This window comes from Deltaproteobacteria bacterium (assembly GCA_029210625.1).
In the GTDB taxonomy this organism is placed as follows: Bacteria; Myxococcota; Myxococcia; order SLRQ01; family SLRQ01; genus JARGFU01.
Genome location: JARGFU010000038.1, coordinates 1 through 19,217 on the forward strand (window position 1 = coordinate 1; position 19,217 = coordinate 19,217).

The 19,217-nt window shown below is 69.2% G+C and carries 18 protein-coding genes; 5 read left to right on the plus strand and 13 right to left on the minus strand.

The window, feature by feature from the left end:
* Positions 1-131 precede the first annotated feature (131 nt).
* Positions 132-1,964 carry a choice-of-anchor D domain-containing protein gene (locus tag P1V51_23050; protein MDF1565932.1) on the plus strand — a complete coding sequence of 611 codons (1,833 nt, stop codon included), beginning with the start codon at positions 132-134 and terminating at the stop codon, positions 1,962-1,964.
* A gap of 5 nt (positions 1,965-1,969) precedes the next feature.
* Positions 1,970-2,857, plus strand: a complete 888-nt coding sequence (gene rsgA / locus P1V51_23055) for a ribosome small subunit-dependent GTPase A (protein ID MDF1565933.1) — start codon at positions 1,970-1,972, stop codon at positions 2,855-2,857.
* Between the two features lie 141 nt (positions 2,858-2,998).
* On the opposite strand, the gene P1V51_23060 is transcribed toward rsgA, so the two are convergent.
* The 12 genes from P1V51_23060 to P1V51_23115 all read right to left on the minus strand — a co-directional run bounded on the left by P1V51_23060 (position 2,999) and on the right by P1V51_23115 (position 15,913).
* Positions 2,999-4,621, minus strand: coding sequence for an NADH-quinone oxidoreductase subunit N (locus tag P1V51_23060; protein ID MDF1565934.1), 1,623 nt, complete (start codon positions 4,619-4,621; stop codon positions 2,999-3,001).
* 13 nt (positions 4,622-4,634) lie between these two features.
* Positions 4,635-6,233 carry an NADH-quinone oxidoreductase subunit M gene (locus tag P1V51_23065; GenBank protein ID MDF1565935.1) on the minus strand — a complete coding sequence of 533 codons (1,599 nt, stop codon included), beginning with the start codon at positions 6,231-6,233 and terminating at the stop codon, positions 4,635-4,637.
* 45 nt (positions 6,234-6,278) lie between these two features.
* On the minus strand, positions 6,279-8,645 hold the full coding sequence (nuoL, locus tag P1V51_23070) for an NADH-quinone oxidoreductase subunit L (protein MDF1565936.1): 2,367 nt from the start codon (positions 8,643-8,645) through the stop codon (positions 6,279-6,281).
* A 5-nt stretch (positions 8,646-8,650) separates the two neighbouring features.
* Positions 8,651-9,010: an NADH-quinone oxidoreductase subunit NuoK gene (gene nuoK, locus P1V51_23075; GenBank protein MDF1565937.1), complete on the minus strand. Its 360-nt coding sequence runs from the start codon at positions 9,008-9,010 to the stop codon at positions 8,651-8,653.
* A gap of 18 nt (positions 9,011-9,028) precedes the next feature.
* Entirely contained in the window at positions 9,029-9,670 is a 642-nt protein-coding gene (locus tag P1V51_23080; protein MDF1565938.1) for an NADH-quinone oxidoreductase subunit J, read from the minus strand.
* Positions 9,667-10,290, minus strand: a complete 624-nt coding sequence (locus P1V51_23085) for an NADH-quinone oxidoreductase subunit I (protein ID MDF1565939.1) — start codon at positions 10,288-10,290, stop codon at positions 9,667-9,669. The genes P1V51_23080 and P1V51_23085 overlap by 4 nt, the downstream gene beginning before the upstream one ends.
* A complete protein-coding gene (locus P1V51_23090; protein MDF1565940.1) occupies positions 10,290-11,537 on the minus strand; it encodes an NADH-quinone oxidoreductase subunit H in 1,248 nt (415 codons plus the stop codon). Before P1V51_23090 ends, P1V51_23085 begins: the two co-directional genes overlap by 1 nt.
* Before the next feature lie 22 nt (positions 11,538-11,559).
* Entirely contained in the window at positions 11,560-12,705 is a 1,146-nt protein-coding gene (locus tag P1V51_23095) for an NADH-quinone oxidoreductase subunit D (GenBank protein MDF1565941.1), read from the minus strand.
* Entirely contained in the window at positions 12,702-13,298 is a 597-nt protein-coding gene (locus P1V51_23100) for an NADH-quinone oxidoreductase subunit C (protein ID MDF1565942.1), read from the minus strand. Before P1V51_23100 ends, P1V51_23095 begins: the two co-directional genes overlap by 4 nt.
* Positions 13,295-13,822, minus strand: a complete 528-nt coding sequence (gene nuoB / locus P1V51_23105) for an NADH-quinone oxidoreductase subunit NuoB (GenBank protein ID MDF1565943.1) — start codon at positions 13,820-13,822, stop codon at positions 13,295-13,297. Before nuoB ends, P1V51_23100 begins: the two co-directional genes overlap by 4 nt.
* A 41-nt stretch (positions 13,823-13,863) precedes the next feature.
* Positions 13,864-14,304, minus strand: coding sequence for an NADH-quinone oxidoreductase subunit A (locus P1V51_23110; GenBank protein MDF1565944.1), 441 nt, complete (start codon positions 14,302-14,304; stop codon positions 13,864-13,866).
* Positions 14,305-14,485: 181 nt separating this feature from the next.
* A complete protein-coding gene (locus tag P1V51_23115; GenBank protein MDF1565945.1) occupies positions 14,486-15,913 on the minus strand; it encodes an adenylate/guanylate cyclase domain-containing protein in 1,428 nt (475 codons plus the stop codon).
* Positions 15,914-15,990: 77 nt separating this feature from the next.
* On the opposite strand from P1V51_23115, the gene P1V51_23120 reads away from it, so the two are divergent.
* Genes P1V51_23120 through P1V51_23130 form a run of 3 tightly spaced genes read left to right on the plus strand, consistent with a single transcriptional unit; the run spans position 15,991 to position 18,578 of the window.
* A complete protein-coding gene (locus P1V51_23120; GenBank protein MDF1565946.1) occupies positions 15,991-16,749 on the plus strand; it encodes a hypothetical protein in 759 nt (252 codons plus the stop codon).
* 13 nt (positions 16,750-16,762) lie between these two features.
* Entirely contained in the window at positions 16,763-17,695 is a 933-nt protein-coding gene (locus tag P1V51_23125) for a glutathione S-transferase family protein (protein MDF1565947.1), read from the plus strand.
* Between the two features lie 4 nt (positions 17,696-17,699).
* A complete protein-coding gene (locus P1V51_23130; GenBank protein MDF1565948.1) occupies positions 17,700-18,578 on the plus strand; it encodes a radical SAM protein in 879 nt (292 codons plus the stop codon).
* Here P1V51_23130 and P1V51_23135 read toward each other — a convergent pair.
* Positions 18,573-19,208, minus strand: coding sequence for an outer membrane beta-barrel protein (locus P1V51_23135; protein MDF1565949.1), 636 nt, complete (start codon positions 19,206-19,208; stop codon positions 18,573-18,575). The genes P1V51_23130 and P1V51_23135 overlap by 6 nt on opposite strands.
* Between the last annotated feature and the right edge of the window lie 9 nt (positions 19,209-19,217).

Genomic DNA, 19,217 nt, shown 5'->3' on the forward strand with positions numbered 1-19,217 from the left:
GTACACGCCGCCGTCAAGCGCCGGTATCGGTCATCGGGAGGATGCGGGTCGATTCCCTGGTAACGCGATGCGTCATTACGTTGGGGTGGGCCGGTGGCCAGCTTCGGAGCCCTTCTGCTAGTTTCCGCGCCATGCACCGCTCGATCGTCGTATTCGCTCTCCTCGCCCCCCTCCTCTCCGTCTCCCTCGGTGGCAGCGGCTGCAGCTGTGACGGCCCGGAGGTCAACCGCACCTCCGGCACCCTCGAGCTGGGGACCGGCAACCTGCAGTTCGGTCGGGTCTGCGTGGGCGACACGGCGATCTTCAACCTCGAGGTGCGCAACGACGGGAACGTGCCCCTGCACATCTCCGGCGCGGTGGTCGTGGGCTCCGGGGTCTTCGCGGTCGAGTCCTTCCCCGAGACCCTCGCCGCGGCCTCGAACCAGGCCGAGGCGATCGGGACCATCCGGGTGACCTTCACCCCCTCGGGCGAGGGCGAGTTCTTCGCGGACCTGGTGGTCTCCAGCGACGATCTCGAGCGCCCCGAGGTCACCGCCCGGCTCTCGGGCTCGGGGGACGGCGGCGCCCGGGTCGACTTCAACTTCCTCTGCGAGTCGGCCAGCGGCGCGAGCCTCGAGGACTGCCCGGCCACCCTCTCCTTCGGCGACGTGGGCGTGGATCTCTCCAAGGAGATCCCCCTGGTCATCGAGAACGCCGGCTGCGCCCTGCTGCGGGTCGACAGCATCGTGATCCAGGACATCGGGGGCAGCGGCCCCGCGCCGGGTTTCTCCCTGACGGCCCCCGAGACCCCCTTCAACGTCACCAACGTGATCCAGCAGACGGTGGTGCCGACCCTCACCCCCACCGCGGCGGACACCTACGTCGGCCGGCTGATCCTCGACTACACCGACGCCGGCAACTCGACCAGCGACACCGCCTCCCTCTCCATGGTGGGCACCGGGGTGCAGCTCCAGCTGCTGGTGCGGCCCCCCTCGTTCAACTTCGCCGAGGCGGACATCAGCACCCCCCAGACCCAGACCTTCACCATCGAGAACACGGGCGGCCTGGCCGGCGAGATCGTCTCCATCGCCCTCGAGACGGGGGACCCCGAGTTCACGGTCACCCCGCCCACGACCATGCCCGCGCCGATGGCGGCCTTCGGCACCGTCGAGTTCGACGTGACCTACACCCCGGTGGACGCCGAGCCCGATCAGGACGCGGTCCTGATCGTCACCGGCTTCGGCGCCCTGAACCCGGTGCCCGTCGCCGGCGGCCCCGTGCCCTCGATCGAGGTCACCCCCTCGACGACCATCGACTTCGGCACCGTGCCCACCGCCGGCACCGCCTCCCAGGTGGTCACCATCGCCAACGTCGGCCAGGCCGATCTGAACGTCACGGGCTTCAACTTCACGGTGAACCCCTCCGACGTCTTCTCCCTGGCCTCGGCGCCGCCCCTCCCGCAGGTCGTCGCCCCCGGCGCCTCCTTCGACATCACGGTGCAGTTCGACGACGACCCGGGCATCGGCCGCGACGCCAACGGCGCCGGCCAGAGCGAGGTCGGTGAGCTGGCCATCGCCAACGACGACCCGGCCTACGCCACCCTCGGCGGCGAGTACCTGCTCTTCATCGACACCGACACCCAGGCCAACCACGTGCCCCTGGCCAACATCCGCACCTTCGTCGCGGGCACCGAGTGCTTCGCCCAGCCCTGCAACCTCGACGTCTGCGCCGCGGGCGGGGCCGAGGTCGCCGCCTTCGACGGCACCGGCTCCTCGGATCCCGACAACGACACGCTGCTCTACCTCTGGGAGATCACGCAGGTCCCGACCGGCGGCACCGAGACCCTGAGCTCGACCAACGCCCCGACCACCCAGCTCGCCCCGACCTTCCCCGGGCGCTGGACGGTGCGGCTCACCGTCGAGGATCCCTACGGCAACACCGCCACCGCCCTGAGCGAGCTCTCGGTCTCCCGCACCGGCTGCTAGCCCGGATGAGCGCTGCAGCGTCGACGCCCGCCGACGAGGGCCTCCTCGTCCTGCGAGCCGCCCGGCGCCACGTCTGGCTCCTCGAGGAGGAGGGCCCCCGGCGCCACCGGGTGCGCGGGGGCGAGCGCCTCGTCCCCGGGGATCGGGTGATCCCGGCCGCGGACGGGGCCATCGACGGCCCCGCCGAGCGGCGCAACGCGCTGGAGCGGCGGACGGTGAAGGGCGACCGCCTCCTGGCGGCCAACCTCGACGGCCTGCTCATCCTGCTGGCCCACGGCACCCGCGACGGGGGAGAGGGCTTCATCGCCCGCTGCGTGGCCGCTGCGGCCGCCGAGGGCATCGAGCCCCTCCTGGTCTTCAACAAGGCCGATCTCGACACAGAGGGCGACCTGGGGGCCCGGATGGCGCTCCATGAGCGCCTCGGCTTCCGGGTCCTGCGGGTCTCCGCCCAGAGCGGTGAGGGCCTCGAGGCCCTGGAGGCGCTCCTGGCGGGCAAGGTCACCGCCCTGGTCGGCTTCTCGGGGGTCGGCAAGTCGACCCTGATCAACGCCCTCGACCTCGAGGCCGAGATCCCCGAGGGGGATGTCGACGAGAAGGGGAGGGGCCGCCACACCACCACCCTGGGCCAGGCCTATCCCTGGAAGGGGGGAGCGCTGATCGATCTGCCCGGGATCCGCTCCTTCGGCCTCCTCTCCGAGGACGGAATCGACGCCGCCTTCCCCGAGCTCGCCGGCCTGGCCGAGGGCTGCCGCTTCGCCGACTGCCAGCACCTCACCGAGCCCGACTGCGCCGTCCTCGAGGCGCTGGAGGCGGGGGAGGTGGAGGAGGAGAGGTTGGAGGTGTGGAGGGGGATCCGGGAGTCGGTGGAGAGCGATGGAGAGGGGCGCTGGTAGCGTCCTTCTCGCCGTCCGTATTCGTACACGTACACGTGCCCGTACACGGCTTTTCCTCGGGGCGAGGTCGGCGCCGACGGGTTCGATGGAGAACCCGTGGACGTGTACGTGGACGTGTCCGTGGACGGCTCGTGCGTCGAGCTAGCGGCGCGCCAGCTTCGTCGGGTCGTCGTGCTCTGCGGCAGCCACGGCGCTGCCGCTCACCTGCGCCGAGAGCGGAGCCTCCCTCACTGCCTCTCGCGAGGTATCCACCAGCGGCGACCAGTAGAGGCCGAAGACGAGGGTCGGGATCAACATCGCGCCGGCCAGGGCTGCGGTGCTCCAGCCGATCCGCACCGGCGTGGGATCGACGGCCTTCTCGAGGTACATCGCCCGCACGATCTTCGCGTAGTAGAAGAGGCTGATGGCCCCGTTGAGGGCGCCGACCAGGGCGAGGATCCACATCAGGGAGCCGCCCTTCAGGATGACGGCGTAGAAGACGTAGAACTTCCCGATGAAGCCGGCCAGGGGCGGGAGGCCCGTGAGGCTGAAGAGGAAGGCGGCCAGGGTGAAGGCGGCCCAGGGAGCCCGCTGCGAGAGGCCCCGATAGCCCTCGACGGTCTCGGTGCCCAGGCGGGTGCCGATGGCGGAGACGATGGCGAAGGCGCCGAGGTTCATGAAGAGGTAGATGATCGCGTAGACGATCACCGCCTCGACCCCCAGGACGGTGCCGGTGGCCAGGCCCATCAGCATGGTGCCGGCGTGGGCGATGGAGGAGAAGGCCAGCATCCGCTTGACGTTCTCCTGCCGCAGGGCGGTGATGTTGCCCACGGTCATGGTGGCCATGGACATCAGGGCCAGGATCTCCATCCAGGGGAGGCTGCCCAGGCTCTGCACCGTGCCCGCGGCCCAGGCGGCCGGATCGTGGCTGGTGAAGATCCCGAAGAAGAAGCGGATCATCAGGGCCAGGCCGGCGGCCTTCGGGCCCACCGAGAGGAAGGCCGTGAAGGGGGTCGGCGCGCCCTCGTAGGCGTCGGGCGTCCAGAGGTGGAAGGGCGCCGCGGCGATCTTGTAGCCGAAGCCCACCAGGACGAAGACCGTCGCGGTGGCCAGGGCCAGCTTGATGGCGGTCGGATCGCCGAGGGTCGAGACCTCGCCCATGGCCCGGGCGAAGCCCGCCTGCAGGTCGACCAGGCTGGTGCCGCCGCAGAGGCCGTAGAGGATCGAGAAGCCGTAGAGCATGGTGCCCGTGGCCACCCCGCCGAAGATGACGTACTTCAGCGCACCCTCGGCGCTCGGCCGGTTGCCCTTGCGGTAGCCGGTGAGCACGTAGCTCACCAGGGAGACCAGCTCGAGGGAGAGCACGATCATCAGCAGATCGGTCGAGGCCGGCAGGAGGAGCAGGCCGAGCACGATGGTGAGCAGCAGGGCGTAGAACTCCCCGATCCGCGAGGTGGGGATCTCGCGGTAGTCCGGCACCATCACGATCACGACGAGGGTCGAGAGCAGGGCGAAGGCCCGGAAGAACCACGCGAAGGCGTCGTGGACCAGCAGCCCGTTGAAGAGGCTGGCCGGCTCCCAGGCCCGCATCGCGAAGAGGAGGCCGGTGGCGACCAGGAGGACCACCACGACCGCCGCGGTGTGGATCACCCGGGCTGCCGTCGACTTCTTCAGGAAGAGGTCGAGGAGGAAGAGGCCCAGGATGCCCGCGATGACCACGATCTCGGGGAGAACGTAGGCGAAGGAGCCCTGGTTGTCGGCGATGAGCTGCGCTGCGTTCTGCACGTTCGTGGCCCCGCTACTTCAGGAGAGCGAAGAGGCCGACGTTGACCATCTCGAAGATGGGCGCGGGCCAGAAGCCGAGGACGATGGTGACGATGGCGAGCGGGTAGAGGGTCAGCCGCTCGATCCAGACCACGTCGGGGAGCTTCTCGTACTTGGTGTTGAAGCCGCCGAGGAAGACCCGCTGGATGGCCCAGAGGTAGTAGGCGGCGGTGATGATCACCGCGGTGGCCGAGATGGCCACGTAGATCGTCTGCTGGGCGAAGGCCCCGAGGAAGACCGTGACCTCGCCGATGAAGCCCGCGAGGCCCGGCAGGCCCAGGGAGGCGAAGAAGGCCAGGCCCATCAGGCCCGTGTACTCGGGCACCTGCTTGGCCAGGCCGCCGAAGCCCTCGATGTTCCGGTGGTGTGCCCGGTCGTAGACGACCCCCACAATCAAGAACAACATGGGGGAGACGACGCCGTGGGCGATCATCACGAACATCGCGCCGGAGAGGCCCTGCGGCGTGAGCGCCGAGAGGCCCAGGAGGACGAAGCCCATGTGGCTCACGGAGGAGTAGGCGATGAGCTTCTTCAGGTCGGTCTGGCCCATGCAGACCATCGCCGCGTAGACGATGGAGACCGTGCCGATGACCGGCAGCAGGGGGACGCCGCCCTCGAAGCCCGCGAAGAACTCGGTGCTCTCCGGCAGGAAGCCCAGGCAGAAGCGGAAGATGCCGTAGCCGCCGGTCTTCAGGAGGATGCCCGCCAGGATGACCGAGATGGGGGTGGGGGCCTCGACGTGGGCGTCGGGGAGCCAGGTGTGGAAGGGGAAGATCGGCACCTTGATCGAGAAGCCGATGAAGAGGCCCAGCCAGACCACGTGGGTGAAGGTGAAGCCGAGGATCGGATCCACCGAGGCGTAGACGCCGCTCTGGGCGGCCCACTTCCAGCCGACCATCGAGAAGGTGTGGGCGACATCGGTGCCGTCCACCAGCTTCCAGGCCGGGGAGTTGTAGTAGAGGGCGATGATCGCGAGCAGCATCAGCACGCTGCCGGCGAGGGTGTAGAGGAAGAACTTGATCGCCGCGTACTCCTTGCGCGGGCCGCCCCAGATGCCGATGAGGAAGTACATCGGCAGGAGCATCACCTCCCAGAAGACGTAGAAGAGGAAGACGTCCTGGGCGAGGAAGGTGCCGTACATGCCGGTCTGCAGGATCAGGAACATCACCTGGTAGCCGGCCACGGCCCGACGGGAGAAGTGGTGGTCGTCGGCGTGCTCGTGGGGGATGGAGGCCACCCAGGCGATGAGGCTGATGAAGCCCGTCAGCAGGATGAGCGCGATGGAGAGCCCGTCCACGCCGAGGAAGAACTCGACGTTGAAGGAGCGGATCCACACGAAGTGGTCGACGAATTGCAGCTCGGAGGTGCCGGTGTCGAAGCCGCCCCAGGCCACCAGGGCCATGACGAAGGCACCGAGGGTGCCCAGGCCGGCGACGCCGCGGGCGAAGTTGTCGAGCGCGGTGCTCGGGCCCGACCTGCCGAGGGCCGCGCGCCCGATCCAGCCCAGGAGGATCACGAGGGCCGCGGCGAAGGGGATGAAGACGACGCCAGTCAGGATGCCTTGGAAGAGCATGAGGCTTTCTCTCTTTGCGTTGGCGTTTGCGCGCCAGGAAGCGCGCTAGAAGAGCACGTAGTTGAGGACGACGATGACCAGCGCACCGCCGAGAACCGAGTAGAAGTAGGTGCGCACCGTGCTGGCCTGGAGCTCGGTGAGCCCCTTGCCGGCGCGGTCCAGGACGCGGGCCACGCCGAGCACGGCCCCGTCGACGCCGATGCGATCGACGGCGCTCATGGACTCGCAGACGATGCGGCCGGTGTGGCCGACGACGTTCACCGCCCCGTCCACGACCCACTTGTCGAAGGCGGCGGCGGCGCGGGTGGCCTTCATGAAGGGCTGGATGATCAGCCAGTCGTAGAGCTCGTCCACCCGGTACTTGTCGTAGAGCAGCCGGTAGACCGGCCCGTAGACCGAGGCCTTCAGGGGCAGCGGGCCGAAGGAGGTGTCCTGGTTCTCGGCCAGCGCGTCGCGCAGGGCCATGCCCTTGCCCTCGTAGAAGTAGCGCGCCACGAAGTAGCCACCGATGGGAACCACCAGGCCGCCCACGATGATGAGGGTCCACTCGATGCCCACCGGATGCTCGCCGAGGGCGGCGAAGGCCAGCAGCGGCTCGGAGCCCGCCATCACCGGGGAGAGGAAGGCCTCCAGCCAGGGGTGGAAGCCCAGGGCGTGGGGCAGGCCGAGGAAGAGGGTGAGGATCGAGAGCACGGCCAGGAAGACCAGCACCCAGGTCATCGACCTCGGCGACTCGTGGGGGAGGCCGCCGTGGTGGCCGTGGTCGTCCCCGTGCTCCTCGCCGTGCGCCTCGTGGACCTCGCCCCGGTACTCACCCTTGAAGGTGAAGACGTAGGAGCGCCACATGTAATAGGCGGTGCCCATCGCGCCGATGAGGCCGAGGAGCCAGGGGATCCAGCCGGGGACCAGGAGGTTCTCGCCGGTGAGCGCCTTCCAGAGGATCTCGTCCTTCGAGTAGAAGGCGTTGGCGATGGGCAGGCCCACGATGGCGATGGTCGCCACCAGGTAGGTCCAGGCCGTGATGGGCATGAGCTTCTTCAGGCCGCCCATCTTCCGCATGTCCTGCTCGTGGTGGCAGCCGTGGATCACCGAGCCCGAGCCGAGGAAGAGGCAGGCCTTGAAGCAGGCGTGGTTGAGCAGGTGGAAGATGCCCAGCCAGTAGGCGCCGATGCCGACGCCGACGAACATGTAGCCGAGCTGGGAGACCGTCGAGTAGGCCAGCACCTTCTTGATGTCGTGCTGGAAGAAGCCGATGGTCGCGGCCAGCAGGGCCGTCGTCGCGCCGACCATGGCGACCACGGTCATGGCGATGGGCGAGAGCGAGTAGAGGAAGTTCAGCCTCGCCACCATGTAGACGCCGGCGGTGACCATCGTCGCCGCGTGGATGAGCGCGGAGACGGGGGTCGGGCCGGCCATGGCGTCGGGGAGCCAGACGAAGAGGGGTATTTGGGCCGACTTCCCGGTGGCGCCGATGAAGAAGAGGATGCCGATGATGGCCATCAGGGGCAGGCCCCAGAAGGTCATGCTCACCAGCCGCACCGCCACGCCCGTCTCCTGGATGACGATCTGGTTGCGCAGCTCGCGGAAGTTCAGGGTGGGGCCGACCGGGATCTCGGTCTGGCTCGCGCCCACCACCATCGTGGGGGCGGCGGCCTCGTGGCGCATGGCCTTGGCGCCCTCCTGGGGCCGCCAGTCGCCGCCGACGAAGTTGCCGCCGAGGGCCCAGAAGAGGGCGAAGAGGCCGAGGATGAAGCCGAAGTCACCGAAGCGGTTGACGATGAAGGCCTTCGAGCCGGCCTTGGCCTTCTCGACGTCCTGGTGCCAGAAGCCGATGAGGAGGTAGGAGGCGAGCCCCACGCCCTCCCAGCCGAAGAACATCACCAGGAAGTTGTCGCCCATGACGAGCAGCAACATCGAGAAGACGAAGTAGTTCAGGTAGACGAAGAACTTCCAGTAGATGGGGTCTCCGTGCATGTAGCCCACGGAGTAGATGTGGATGCCCGTGGCGATGGTGAGGATGATCAGGACCATCACCATCGAGAGGGGGTCGATGGCGAAGGCCATCTCCACGTTCAGGCTGCCGGCCGAGAACATCGACCAGACCGTGTCGCCCAGGTAGCGCTGATCGACCGGCTGCCCCAGGAGGGTGGGGAGCACGGAGAACCAGGCGTAGAGGGTCGCCAGAACCATCACCCCGACGGCGATGGACGAGGCGATGTTCTCCTTGCCGGCGCGCTGCAGCCGGGCGCCGATGGCGAGGTTGATGGCGGCGCCGAGGAGGGGGAGGGCCGGGATGATCCAGAGGAGGTGGTTCGTCCCGACGAGGGCTTCCGTCGGGAAGGCCGCGGCCTCTGCGGCGGCCTCGTGGGCCGCCTCCGTTCCGGCGAGCAGGAGCGTGATGAGGGCGTTCATTCAGTTCACCAGATGCGGTCGGTGGCGAGCGACTCGAGGGTGGGGCCGCGCTGGGCCTCGAGGGTGTCCACGTCGATGGTGTGGGCGTTCTGGTAGAGCGCCAGCACGATGGCCAGGGCCACGGCCGCCTCGGCGGCGGCCAGGACGATGACGAAGAGGGCCAGGATCTGGCCGGTGACGCCGGCGGAGAGGCCCTCGACGTAGCGGCCGAAGGCCACGAAGTTCACGTTGGCGGCGTTGAGGATCAGCTCGACGCCCATCAGCAGCCCGATGGCGTTCTTGCGGCTCATCACGCAGATGAAGCCGAAGACGAAGAGGACCGCGCCGAGGATCAGGTAGTGGGTCAGCCCGATGGCAGGAAGCATGGTGTCGTTCTCCTCGCGTCAGGCCCGGGGGCCAGCCTCGTCGGCGTCGGGGCGGACCTCCTTGCGGACGACGATCACCGCGCCGATGATCACCGCCACCAGGAGCACCGAGGCCACCTCGAAGGGCAGCAGGTAGGTGGTCAGGAGGGCGTGCCCGAGAGAGGCCGTGGACTCGGTCGGGGCGCCGACCGCGGCCACGCTCCAGCCGGTCTGACCGAGGCCGTAGGCCAGCAGGCCCAGGAGCAGTACGCCGAGGCCCACGGCCACCGGGAGCTTCACCGAGGGGTTGGTCACCACGTCGGTGCCGATCCGGTTGGTGAGCATCACCGCGAAGAGGATCAGCACCAGGATGCCGCCGATGTAGACGGCGACCTGGGTGACGGCCAGGAAGTCGGCCGAGAGAAACACGAAGATCGCCGCGATCGCGCCGAAGGTGCCCAGGAGGGAGAGGCCGGCGTAGATGATCTTCGGGTGCAGGGCCGTCAGGGCCGCCGTGGTCACCGCGAGGGCGGCGAAGACGTACCAGAGGAGGGTGGTCAGGTCGGTGGCGGGCGCTCGCTCGAACGCCGCGCCGCCGGCGGGGGCCAGCTTCGCGACGGCCACCAGGGTCAGGCCCAGGAGAGCGAGGACGCCGAGGATGGTCAGGATGTGCTTGCTCATGAGGCGTCGGCCTCCAAGGCGGGCTCGGCCTCGGGCGCTGCCTCAGGCTCGGGCTCCGGCTCGGGATCGGGGAAGACGGGGGGCGGGGCGTCCCAGGGCTTGATGATGCCGGAGAGGATCGAGCCCAGCGGCTTGCGCTGGTAGCTGTCGACGCCCTTCTCGACCTTGTAGGGGGGGACGCCCTGCACCGGGTCCGAGATGAAGCGGAAGGTGAGGTTCTCCATCGCGAGGGCGGAGGCCTCGAACTCGGGGGTGTGCTGGATGGCCCCCGTGGGGCAGTTCTCGGTGCAGAGGCCACAGAACATGCACTTGGCGATGTCGATGTCGAAGCGCGTCATGTAGCGCTCCTTGCCCTTGCCCTCGATGTCGATCCGGATGCAGTCGATCGGACAGTCCTTCTGGCAGGCCTGGCAGGCCGTGCAGATGTCCATGTCGACCTCGAGGAAGCCTCGATAGCGGTCGGGCAGGGTGTCCCGGACCGGGACCTCGGTGCGGTCCGGGTACTGCACCGTGATCGGGCGCCGGAACATGTAGGAGAGCGTGATGCTCATCCCGTGCCAGATGGTCCGGGTGCTGTTCTTGATGTTGGCGAAGTAGCCAGAGCCTACCTGTGCGCGCATCAGAAGTTCTCCAGGCTCGGGGTGTCACCGGAGAGCTCGAAGTTCCGGTAGGTCTGGCGCAGGAAGGCGAAGAGCAGCCCGGCGCTGACGAGCGTGAGCAACCCCGGGAACATCCACTTCAGCGACGGGACCTCGTACAGGACGAGCTCCCAGGCCGCGGTGAGGATGACCAGCAGGATGCCGACGGGCACCAGGTACTTCCAGCACAGGGCCATCATCTGATCGATGCGCAGGCGGGGCAGGGTCCAGCGCAGCCAGAGGACCACGAAGACGCCCACGCTGACCTTGGCCAGCAGCACGAGGAGCGAGACGAAGGTCCACACGAGAGCCCAGCCATCGAAGGCGCCGTCGGCGATGATCGGAGCCGTGAACCGGTCGTTCAGGAAGGGGAGCTGCCAGCCGCCGAAGAAGAGGACCACGCCGACGATGTTCATGATCCAGATGTTGGCGAACTCGGCCATGAAGAAGGCCGAGAAGCGGAAGCCGGAGTACTCGGTGTTGAAGCCCGAGACGAGCTCGGACTCGGCCTCGGGGAGGTCGAAGGGCGTCCGGTTGCCCTCGGCCAGCGCCGCGGTGGCGTAGAGGAAGAAGGCCACGAAGTGCATCGGGCTGTGCACCAGGTACCACTCCCAGGGCCACGGACCCTGCGCCGCGACGATGCCGCCGAGGGAGAGGGTGCCGGCGGAGAGGGCGACGACCATGAAGGTCAGGGCCACCGGGATCTCGTAGGAGATGATCTGCGCGGCGGAGCGGAAGCCGCCGAGCAGCGACCACTTGCTGTTCGACGCCCAGCCCGAGACCAGGATGCCCACCACCTCGATGGAGGTGACGGCCATCAGGTAGAAGAGGGCCAGGTTCATGTCGGCGATGGTCGAACCGGCCGCGAAGGGCAGGACGACGACCGAGGCGCACAGGCCGACCATCACCAGGTGAGGCCCGAGCCGGAAGAGCAGGTGGTCGGCCTCGGCGGGGATGAGGTCCTCCTTGAGGAAGAGCTTCACGCCGTCGGCGATCCAGACGAAAAAGCCGTGGGGGCCGGCCCGGTTGGGGCCGATCCGCGACTGCATCCGGGCCGAGACCTTCCGCTCCAGCCAGGTGCTGATGCCCGCGAAGAGCGGCAACACCAGCACGAAGAAGAGCAAGCAGATGAAGGCCAGCATGACCCCCGCGTAGAAGATCTGGGTGTACTCCCAGGTGGCCGGGTCGTGCTCGAGGAGCTGGATGAGCTTGTCAGCGAAGGCTTGCACGCGCGTTTCTCCGGAGAATTCGCTAGCGGTCGATCTCGGGGGCGACCACGTCGATGGAGGCGAAGAAGGCGATGAGGTCCTGGATCATCAGGCCTCGCGAGATCTTCTCGACGATGGTCATGACGGCGAAGGAGCCGGTGCGGGCCCGCACCCGGTAGGGGTTCTCGCCGCCGTCGGCGACGACGTAGTAGGCCATCTCGCCTCGGGCGCTCTCGATGCGCGACTGGGCCTCGTTCGCCTTGGGCTTGAGCTTGCGGGGCACCTTGGCCGCGACGAACTCGCCCTCGGTGGGGTACTTCTCGATGGCCTGGCGCAGGATCCTGGCGGACTGGAGGATCTCGCGCACCCGCATCAGCCAGCGGTCGTAGCAGTCGCCCACCGTGCCACGCTCGCCCCGGCCCACCGGGACCTCGAAGTCGAAGTCGGGGTAGACGCCGTAGGGCACGTCGCGGCGCAGATCCCAGTCGACGCCGGAGGCGCGCAGGTTGGGGCCCACCAGGCCGAAGGCGATGGCCTCCTTGGCGCTGATCGGCGCGATGTTCGCCAGACGCTGGACGTAGATCTCGTTCTCCGTGATGAGGCGGTTGAACTCGATCATGATCGGCTCGAGGTGGTCGAGGAAGCGGGAGAGCTTGTCGAGCCAGCCGATGGGCACGGGCGCGGAGACGCCGCCGATCCGCATGTAGTTGTAGGTGAGGCGGGCGCCGCAGAGCTCCTCGAGGAGATCGTTGGCGTACTCCCGCTCCCGGGTGGCGTGGAGCAGCGGGGTCACGGCGCCGATGTCGGTGGCGTTGGTGCCCACGGCGATCATGTGGGAGGCGATGCGGCAGAGCTCACAGGCCAGCACCCGGCAGTACTCGGCCTGCTGGGGGACCTCGATGCCCTGGAGCCGCTCGATGACCCGGGCGTAGCCCTCGTTGGCGAACATCGCCGCCACGTAGTCGATGCGATCGGTGTAGGGCATGTAGCCGTGGTACGTGCACTTCTCGCCGATCTTCTCGAGGGAGCGGTGCAGGTAGCCCACGTCGGGGATGGCCCGGGTGATGACCTCACCGTCGGTCTCGACGACCAGGTTGATCACGCCGTGGGTGGAGGGGTGCTGCGGCCCGAAGTTGATCAGCAGGTCGTCGCCGGGGGCGTCCTGCCGCTGGATGCTCAGCTGGCTCACGATGCGCTCTCCTCGCTGCTCTCGCCCTCGCCGGTGGCCGCGGCGAGCTGGGCCGCGGTCTCGGCCGCGATCTGCCGCAGCTTCTCGTCGACCCGGGTGAAGCCATCGATGGGGGAGGGCCGGTCGTGGGAGATGCCGTGGTACTCGGTGGGGTCCTCGTAGTCCTTCCGCAGGGGGTGCCCCTCCCAGTCGTCCGGCAGCATGATCCGGCGCAGGTCCGAGTGGCCCTCGAAGTCGACACCGAAGAGGTCCCAGACCTCCCGCTCGAGCCAGTTGGCCACCGGCCAGAGCCCCTCGAGGGTGGGCACCTTCGGGGCCGCCCGGTCGAGCTCGACCTTCAGCACGATGCCGTGACGGTGCTGGTAGGAGAAGAGGTGGTAGACCATCCGGATGAGGGACTCGTCGGGGTAGTCGACGGCCGTCTCGTCCTGGAGGAAGTCCATCTCCAGGCCGGCGGTGTCCTTCAAGAACCCGGCGATCTCGAGGAGGTCCTCGGCCTTCAGGGTGAGGAAGGGATCGAGGGTCTCCGAGAGCTCGCCCACCTTCTCTCCGAAGGTGGCCTTCAGCTGCTCGACGATCTCCTGCACGGTCATGACTGCGTCCCCTCCCTGCGAGCGCGCATCTTGTCGGCCCAGCGCTCCTTCGTGACGAGGCTGTGGATCTTCATCAGGCCCTCGGTGAGGGCCTCGGGGCGGGGCGGGCAGCCCGGGACGTAGACGTCGACCGGGATGATCTTGTCCACGCCCTTCACCACCGAGTACGAGAGCTGGAAGAGCCCGCCGCAGGTGGCGCAGGAGCCCATCGAGATCACGTACTTGGGCTCGGGCATCTGGTCGTAGAGGAGCTTCGCCCGCTCGGCCATCTTGTAGGTGAGGGTGCCGGCGACGATCATCAGGTCGCTCTGCCGGGGGGTGGCCCGGAAGACCGCTCCGAAGCGCTCGAGGTCGGCGCGGGGCCCGCCGGTCTGGAGCAGCTCGATGCCGCAGCAGGCCAGCCCGAAGAGCAGGTACCAGACCGAGTTCTTCCGGGCGAGGTTGATCAGGTCGTCGATCTGCGAGGTGTTGGCGAAGAGGATCTCACCTCCACCTTCCCCCGCCGAGTCGTAGCGCTTGCTCATGATGATGGGCTCCTGTCGAGGGGAGCTGGATGGAGAGATTCCTAGGCCGCCTTCTTCAGCTTGGCGGCGTCGTCGGCGTCGGTGCGGCTGTTGATGTCCGCGATGGTGTTCTTCACCCAGGCCAGGTCGCCGCTGGCCCAGACGTAGGCGAGGGCGACGCTCAGGATCCCGACGAAGGCGAAGATCTCGAGGAAGGCGACGAGGCCGTGCCCGGCCTGCACCCACTCCCGGTAGATCGCGACCACCGGGAACATGAACGCGACCTCGACGTCGAAGATCACGAAGACCAGGGCGACGAGGTAGAAGCGCGGGTTGAACTTGAACCAGGCCGGACCGATGGGGCGCTCACCGCACTCGTAGACGGTGGCCTTCTCGGGATCCGGGATGTCGGGACGCACCCAGGAGCCGACCAGGAGGGCTCCGGCGAGGAATCCGACGGCGACGAGCGTGAAGACGAGGACAGTGGCGAAGTCGAATGCCATCTTTTCTCTCTCTTCCTCCGGCACTCATTCCAGAGGGCCTCGGGCTAGAGCTGCGGCGACCGGATGATCCCGGGGGATCGGGTCTGAAGGGTGGCGGAGTGTGTTCAATGTACGGAGAGCTGTCAACGCCACGGGGGTAGGCATTCCGGGCACTTGGCCCGGGCGCGCGGCGGAGGCGAACCTAGGCGCGCGGCGTGCCTGCGGCCACCATCCCGTGCAGCTCGATGCTCTCCTGGCGGCCCCGGATCGAGCGCGCGCCGCAGGACTCGAAGCGGGCCGCGAGATCGGGGGGGAGGCGGGAGAGGACCTCGCCGGAGACGAGGAGGTCGGCCTCGAGCTCGCGGGTCAGGCCCTCGAGGCGGCTGGCGGTGTTCACCGTGTCGCCGAAGACCGTGTAGGTGCGCCGGGCGTCGGTGCCCACCGAGCCCGCCACGAGGGTGCCGAAGTGGATGCCCACCCCCATGCGCATCCGCACGCCCTCGGCCAGGGGCAGCTCGTCGTTGAGCACCTCCAGCTCGGCCAGCAGGCCCTCGGCGCAGCGCACGGCGTTGGCGCAGGGGTCGGGCAGCTCGGGCAGGGCCCCGAAGACCGCCAGCACGGCGTCGCCGATGAGCTTGTCGACCATGCCCTGCTCGGCGAGGACCCGGGCGCTCATCCGGGTGAAGAAGGCGTCCACCCAGCGCACCAGCACCTCCGGGGGGAGGGTCTCGCTGTAGGTGGTGAAGGCCCGCAGATCCGCGAAGAGCACCGCGGCCTCGGTCTTGCGGGGCTGCGCCAGGGCGTCGAGGAGCGTGCTGCGCTGCCCCACCTCGTGCTGCTCCAGCCCGGACACCGGCAGGTAGGCCATCAGGCTCTCCCGCTCCCGGGCCAGCCGGGCCATCCCCCGGGCGCGCTGCCGGACGAAGTAGAAGAGGAGGAAGAGGAAGGGCAGGGAGAGGATCGGGGAGAGGCGGGCCCCGGTCGAGCTGTAGCCGGCCCCCGGCATGATGTTGGTCGCCACGATGCCCACCAGCAGCGTGACGTGGATGGTGGCGATGACGGCGCCGTCGATCCGGTCCCGGCGCTCGGTCTGCTTCCACGACCAGCGGGCGAAGAGGACGCTGCTGACGAGGGTGAAGAGGAGCAGCTCGGTGGCGTGGGCCCGCTGGAGGATCTCGTACCAGAGCAGCTCGTCGGTGACCTGGCCCAGCTCGAAGCCCTTCCCCCCCCGGATGAACTCCTCGGCCATCCGCCGGTAGATCGGCGGATCGAGGATCCAGAGGAGGACGTTGCTCACCGTGCCGAAGAGCCCGGTGCACATCACCAGCCCCGCGCGCCAGTCGAGGCGGCGCAGCACCCGGGTGTAGGCCAGGGTGAAGAGGAGGAGCAGGGGACCGAAGAAGCCCGAGAAGAGCTGCGAGGTCTGGACCAGCCGGGGCTCGGCCACCCCCAGCTCGGTGAAGGCCAGGCCCATCCAGAGGGTCCACCAGGCCGCCACCAGGGTCAGCGCCGAGAGCAGCCTCGCGGTGAGCAGGCCCCGGGCCTCGAACCAGGAGAGGCCCGAGAGATAGAAGTTGTTCACCGCGGCCAGGAGGGAGACCCCGGCCAGCAGATCGATGGTGATCCCCATGCCGACCCCACCCTATAGCCGAAGGGGGGCGCCGGGGAGGCTTTCCATCACGCACCCGGGGTCCTAGATTCCCGCCCATGAAGGCCCTCGCCATCGCCGCCCTCGCCCTCGCCGCCCTCTCGGGCATCTTCGCGCTGCGCCACGGAGGCCGGATCGCCGAGCTGGAGCAGGCCCTCGAGTCCCGCACCGGCCCTTCCGCCGGGGAGTCCCCCGCGCGCGACGCCGGGGGCGCGCTGCCCGAGGGCGACCAGGAGGTGCTGCTGCGCTCCCTCCAGTCGCGGGTGACCCGCCTGGAGGCCGAGCTGGCCGTGCTGCGCTCGAAGGCGGGCCTCCCCGCCGCGCCGGCCGCCGAGGAGACCGGCGACGCGCCGGCCGCCGCCCCCGAGACCCAGGAGGCCGTCCACCAGATCCGCGAGCAGGTCGACGCGCTGATGGTGGGGGAGGTCCTCGAGACCGAGGCCGCCCGCGAGCGCCTCAAGGAGCTGGTGCAGGAGACCCGCCGCCAGGAGCACGCGGAGCGGATGCAGCGCTGGCAGGAGTCGCGCGCCGAGGAGGTCAAGGAGGAGGTCGCCCGGCTGGCCGAGGCCCACGACCTCTCCAACCAGCAGGCCCGGGACCTCACGAATCTCATGAACGCCGAGATGGCCGCCATGAACGATCTCTTCCGCCAGGCGCAGGAGGGCGACCGCAGCCACCGGGAGCTGCGCGGCGAGATCCGCACCCTCCGCGACGAGACCGACGCCTCGGTGAAGGGCCTGCTCAACGAGGACCAGTTCACCGCCTACGAGGCCATGCGCGACGAGATGGGCGGCCCGGGCCGGGGCCGGCGGCGCTAGGCTCGTGGGGCGGATGATCGAAGGGCGCTGGACCACCGAGTGGTACCAGCCCGACGCGCAGGGTCGCTTCGTGCGGCCTCCCACCCAGTTCCGCGGGAGGGTCGCCGCCGGGGAGGTCACCGCGGGCCGCTACCACCTCTACGTCTGCCTGGCCTGCCCCTGGGCCCACCGGACCCTGCTCGCCCGGGAGCTGCTGGGCCTGCACGACCTGCTCGGCGTCTCGCTCGTGCACCCCGACATGCTCGAGAACGGCTGGGAGCTGCGGGACGACGCCGGGGCGAGCACCGATCCGGTGCTGGGCAAGCGCTACCTCTGGGAGGTCTACCGCGAGGCCCGGGCCGACTACACCGGGCGGGTGACGGTGCCCGTCCTCTGGGATCGCGAGGCCGGCACGATCGTCTCGAACGAGAGCCGGGAGATCTTGCGGATGCTCTCGACGACCTTCGCCCGGGCGGCGGGCGCGCAGCTCGAGCTGGCGCCCGAGGCCCTCCTCCCCGAGATCGACGCGATGATCGACGCCAACTACGAGCCCATCAACAACGGCGTCTACCGCTCGGGCTTCGCGACCTCTCAGCAGGCCTACGAGGAGGCCGTCGGGCAGCTCTTCGAGCGCCTCGGTGAGCTCGAGGCCCTCCTCGCGGGGCAGCGCTACCTCGTCGGTGAGCAGCTCACCGAGGCCGACCTCTGCCTCTGGACCACCCTGGTGCGCTTCGACGCGGTCTACCACGGTCACTTCAAGTGCAACCGGCGGCGGATCCAGGACTACCCGGCGCTCTGGGGCTACCTGCGGGATCTCTACCAGCGGCCGGCCTTCCGGGAGACGACCGACCTCCCGGCGATCAAGCGCCACTACTACTACTCCCACGAGTCCCTGAACCCCTCGCGGGTGGTGCCGGTGGGGCCCGAGCTCGATCTCGACGGCCCCCACGGCCGCGAGGCAATGTAGGGCCATGCCGCTCGTCTACGAGGGCCGGATGTACCGGCCGCCCAGCGAGGCCGACGCGCTCATCGTCCAGGCCACCATCGGCTGCTCCTGGAACCACTGCACCTACTGCGAGATGTACCGGGACAAGGCCTACCGGGTGCGGTCCACCGAGGAGGTCTGCGAGGAGCTCGTCGAGGTCGCCGCCGAGGTCGGGCCCTACGTGAAGAAGCTCTTCGTCGCCGACGGGGACGCCCTGGCCATGCCCCTCGAGGCCTGGCTCCCGCTCCTGGAGACCGCCCGCAAGGAGCTGCCGCGCCTGAAGCGGGTGAGCGCCTACGCCACCGCGGCCAACCTCCTCGAGAAGTCCGAGGACGAGCTGCGGCAGCTGCGCGAGGCCGGGCTCTCCCGCCTCTACCTCGGCCCCGAGTCCGGGGACGATCCGACCCTGAAGGCCATCGCCAAGGGCAACGACTTCGCCGAGCACGTCGAGGCCGCCCGCCGGGCGAAGGCGGCGGGGATGGAGCAGTCGGCGATCTTCCTTTTCGGCGCCGGCGGCACCGCCCGCAGCGCCGAGCACGCGCAAGGATCGGCGCGCCTGGCCACCGAGATGGATCCCGAGTTCCTGGCCCTGCTCACCCTCACGGTGGTGCCGGGGACCCCCATCGCGAAGCTGCAGGCGCAGGGGCGCTTCGAGCTGCCCGACCAGCTGGGCTTCCTGCGGGAGCTGCGCACCTTCGTGGATCTCGCCCGCCCGACCGACGCCGTCTTCCGGACCAACCACGCCTCGAACTACCTGCCCCTGCGGGGCAAGCTCCCGGCGGACCGGGAGGCCATGCTCGAGGCCCTCGACGCGGCCCTCGACGGCCAGATCCCCCTGCGCCCCGAGTGGAGCCGGGGGCTATAGGCCGAAGTAGAAGCGGTAGCCGACGTTGAGCGAGAGCATGCCGGTGTTGGTCTCCTGGAAGACCAGCCCGTCGAGGGGCGCGTAGCCGAAGGCCAGCTCGCCCACGAGGTGGCCGGGCCCCAGGGCCCACTCGACCCCACCGCCGAGGACGAAGCCGCCGCTGGTGCCGGTCTCGAGGTTCTCCCCCGGATCGATGCCATCGATGTCACCGCGGATCCGGGTGCGCATCAGGTAGAGGCGGGCGCCGAGGAGGCCGTAGGCCGAGAGGGAGTCGGTGAGCTCGAAGAAGGTGCGGCCGCCCAGGGTGAGGATGGCCTCCTCCTGGAGCAGCGTGTACTCGTGCACCTGGCTCCCCGGCAGGCGGGGGTCGACGGGCAGGGCGTCCTTGCTCGGCAGGCCGGCGTAGCGCAGGCCGAGGAAGGCCGAGATCCTCCCCTCGAGGAAGGGCAGGACGTAGCCCAGCTCCAGCTCGGGGGTGAAGCCCGCGCCCAGGGGGCCGGTGCCGACGCCCAGGCCGACCTTGGCGCCCACCACGAAGGGGGCGTCGGCGCCGGCGTCGGCCCGGAGGGGCGCGGCGAGGAGCAGGCCGAGGAAGAAGACGAGACCGAAGGTTCGAGTCGTGTGACGCATGGTTTCCCT

Bases quoted from the DNA above. Each gene is read 5' to 3' on its own strand.
- P1V51_23120 (MDF1565946.1), top strand. From the start codon at position 15,991: ATGAAGGCCCTCGCCATCGCCGCCCTCGCCCTCGCCGCCCTCTCGGGC.
- P1V51_23080 (MDF1565938.1), bottom strand. From the start codon at position 9,670: ATGAGCAAGCACATCCTGACCATCCTCGGCGTCCTCGCTCTCCTGGGC.
- nuoK (MDF1565937.1), bottom strand. From the start codon at position 9,010: ATGCTTCCTGCCATCGGGCTGACCCACTACCTGATCCTCGGCGCGGTC.
- nuoL (MDF1565936.1), bottom strand. From the start codon at position 8,645: ATGAACGCCCTCATCACGCTCCTGCTCGCCGGAACGGAGGCGGCCCAC.
- P1V51_23050 (MDF1565932.1), top strand. From the start codon at position 132: ATGCACCGCTCGATCGTCGTATTCGCTCTCCTCGCCCCCCTCCTCTCC.
- rsgA (MDF1565933.1), top strand. From the start codon at position 1,970: ATGAGCGCTGCAGCGTCGACGCCCGCCGACGAGGGCCTCCTCGTCCTG.
- P1V51_23100 (MDF1565942.1), bottom strand. From the start codon at position 13,298: ATGACCGTGCAGGAGATCGTCGAGCAGCTGAAGGCCACCTTCGGAGAG.
- P1V51_23135 (MDF1565949.1), bottom strand. From the start codon at position 19,208: ATGCGTCACACGACTCGAACCTTCGGTCTCGTCTTCTTCCTCGGCCTG.
- P1V51_23110 (MDF1565944.1), bottom strand. From the start codon at position 14,304: ATGGCATTCGACTTCGCCACTGTCCTCGTCTTCACGCTCGTCGCCGTC.
- P1V51_23115 (MDF1565945.1), bottom strand. From the start codon at position 15,913: ATGGGGATCACCATCGATCTGCTGGCCGGGGTCTCCCTCCTGGCCGCG.
- nuoB (MDF1565943.1), bottom strand. From the start codon at position 13,822: ATGAGCAAGCGCTACGACTCGGCGGGGGAAGGTGGAGGTGAGATCCTC.
- P1V51_23065 (MDF1565935.1), bottom strand. From the start codon at position 6,233: ATGCTCTTCCAAGGCATCCTGACTGGCGTCGTCTTCATCCCCTTCGCC.
- P1V51_23085 (MDF1565939.1), bottom strand. From the start codon at position 10,290: ATGCGCGCACAGGTAGGCTCTGGCTACTTCGCCAACATCAAGAACAGC.
- P1V51_23130 (MDF1565948.1), top strand. From the start codon at position 17,700: ATGCCGCTCGTCTACGAGGGCCGGATGTACCGGCCGCCCAGCGAGGCC.
- P1V51_23125 (MDF1565947.1), top strand. From the start codon at position 16,763: ATGATCGAAGGGCGCTGGACCACCGAGTGGTACCAGCCCGACGCGCAG.